At 58.4% G+C, this 1,599-nt stretch carries 1 protein-coding gene and 1 other RNA gene; both read right to left on the bottom strand.

Annotated features, from left to right (window positions below):
- Positions 1-3: 3 nt before the first annotated feature.
- Positions 4-434, bottom strand: an RNA gene (gene rnpB, locus NW829_RS10835) — RNase P RNA component class A.
- Positions 435-466: 32 nt separating this feature from the next.
- The coding region (locus NW829_RS10830) for a C45 family autoproteolytic acyltransferase/hydolase (protein ID WP_414417066.1) at positions 467-1,599 on the bottom strand (1,133 nt) is incomplete at its 5' end.

Here is a 1,599-nt window from a genome sequence, read left to right as displayed (position 1 = left end):
TAGAAAAGAGAGGAGGTTGTAAGCCGGGTTCTGTAGTGCAGAGTTGCACTGGCGATCATCCATCTGGGAGTGATGTTGCCATCACCCTCTAGCGGCTCACCACCATCGAGAGCACCCTTCCCCACTTTGGGTACCGTGATCTCGATGCAGCCAACAGGGGCGAAGAACAGCCATGATCCTGCGGCTGCGGCCTTGCTTTCCACCGGGGTTTACCGAGCCAACGCCTCACGACGTTGCTGGTGGGCTCTTACCCCACCTTTGCACCCTTACCTGTGCTGGGATCCCAGCCATCGGCGGTATGTTTCTGTGGCACTATCCTCGCGGTTACCCGCACTGGGAGTTTCCCCAGCGGTGTGTTCTTCTGAAAGCCCGGACTTTCCTCATCCCGCTGTCTGGTGGCGACAGCAAGGACGCGATCGCCTGCCCCTCCTCTCTCTTCAGCTCGATCCTACTGCATCTCCCAAACCTAGAAAATCCCGGAAATCGGTACAAACTCCACTTGATCGGGAATGTTGGGGGCCAGGTGTAAGATTTGCCGGTTCAAATCCATCACCACAGCCGCCACGCTTTCGGTGCGATCCCAGGCGGGCAGATGGGGATCCGGATGGCGGCAGATGCAGTGGGGGGCATTCGTCCGGTCTTGTAGGATTTTTTGAAGAGTGACCGCCTCTAGGGTTCCGGTTTGAGCGCTCTGGCGAAGCAAATGATAGGCCCGTTCTAGCCTTGTGGAGGATCCTATATGGGGGGGCAGCTCATCTTCTCGCAAGGCCGGATCCAGGAAATGATTGGTGTGGGCGAGGATCCCTCCTTGAGGGAGATGCAGGCCAATTCCTCGTGGACTGATTTCAAAGCTGATTGCACTAGCGGGCTGTAGGCCTACCGCCTGTCCTGCGGTACCCGCAACGCTGACACAAGAGGACGCGGTGTAAGGATAGGATCTCACCCTCTCCACAGCTTGCTGCCACTCCTCACACTCCAACAACAAGCGCAATAGCAAATGCACCGGCATTCCCTCGGTTTGCCCATCTAGGGTAGAGCGCAAGAGGTTGAGGGCCACGGCCAACCCTGCTTGATTGAGGCCAATTTTGGCCAGGATCCCAGCTTCGGTCAGGGTGAGGTAGGCAGGGTGGTTATCGGAGCGAACGCACAACAGCACACAGGCCCTGCGCTGCTCCCCGATCCAATCCCAGGTTTGGGCCAAGTAGGTGTGGTGGGTGGAGGTAGCCTGGGGCAAGGCCGCCAGGGTGGTGCATTCTCCCCCATCCGGGTTGGCTTGGGCTGGATCGATGAGATCAATCCCCTTGAATTCATGAGCAGGATCCGGTGGGTGCTGGGGTACTCCGTTTTGGAGATTGTGTTCCAGAGCAGCGGCGCAGTTGGGATGGGATCCCCTGGGAACCGATCTGGATAAAATTTCGGTGCGCAAATTGAGGGCCAGAATCTCGGCGAAACGAAAGCCACTCCCCGCGGCAATGCCTTGGATTTCTTCCAGCAGGTGGGGCACGTGGCGCTCTAGCCAGGGCAGGGATCCCTCTGCTTGGGTCTGGGCCTGCTGCCAGGTGAGACCACAGCGGTAGGCAAATTGGCGGGCGTAACTAG

The organism is Synechococcus sp. R55.8 (assembly GCF_047461895.1).
GTDB lineage: Bacteria > Cyanobacteriota > Cyanobacteriia > Thermostichales > Thermostichaceae > Thermostichus.
Note: the sequence above shows the minus strand (reverse complement) of the source record. Positions and strands in the feature narration are given on the sequence as shown.